We start from the raw sequence: 805 nt of genomic DNA on the forward strand, positions 1-805 counted from the left end.
GGTCACCAGAGGGTGGCCGTCCGGCACGCGGCGCAGCACTTCGGATAGCGTCGGCAGCATCAGCAGGAAGGCGGTCACGCTGAGCAGGATGGTTTCCAGGTACACGGCGACTCGTCCTGGCAGGCCGATGTGGCCGACCCCGTAGCCTGCCACCAGCAGGACGAGGGTGAGCGCCGCGATGATGTTGCTCACCGGCTGCCTGGCGATCAGAAAGACCGAGCCGGCGCCCAGCAGCATGAACACCAGGTACGCCATGCCAGGCACGGAGCGGGGCAGGATGCGGCCGTAACGGGCGAACATGTACGCAGCCAGTGGAACGGCCGGCAGGCTGCTCAGCGTATGTACCCAGCCAAGGGTGGAGATTCCGAACATTGGGTGCTTCCTCCGGTTGGATGATCGGCAAAGCCTGTGGCTGCCTGGTCGATGCCTGATCGCTTCAGGTCATGCGCCGTGCTGGGCTATGCTGGTGCGCCTACAGTAGTCAACGCAGCGCCATCCCGACATGACCGATTCACCGGAACACTTGACCATTCATCCGGAAATGCAGCTGGAAGGCTTCACCAACGGAGACCTGCTGTCCCAGGTGCTCGCGCAGATACGCCTGACCGGTGACCGCGTGTATTCCGCCACGCTCGAGCCGGGCGAACGCCTGGCGCTGGAGTGCGGCAGCGCCCATGTATGCCTGCTGCAGACGGGGCAGGTGCAGATCCGGCGTGACGCGGAGGCGGCCATGCAGCTGGCGCCTGGCGATGTGTTCCTGCTGCCCCACGCGTTGGACGACCTGACGCTCACGGCCGCTGAGGGT

General features: G+C 65.5%; 2 protein-coding genes. One reads left to right on the forward strand and one right to left on the reverse strand.

What is annotated here, in order from left to right; translation table 11 throughout:
- Positions 1-372, reverse strand: a 372-nt coding sequence (locus J0A65_RS24540) for a hypothetical protein (RefSeq protein ID WP_206596867.1), incomplete at its 3' end; no start/stop codon positions are given.
- Between the two features lie 130 nt (positions 373-502).
- On the opposite strand from J0A65_RS24540, the gene J0A65_RS24545 reads away from it, so the two are divergent.
- On the forward strand, positions 503-805 hold a 303-nt coding region (locus J0A65_RS24545; RefSeq protein ID WP_206596868.1), incomplete at its 3' end, for a cupin domain-containing protein.

Source organism: Bowmanella yangjiangensis (assembly GCF_017255015.1).
In the GTDB taxonomy this organism is placed as follows: Bacteria; Pseudomonadota; Gammaproteobacteria; order Enterobacterales; family Alteromonadaceae; genus Bowmanella; species Bowmanella yangjiangensis.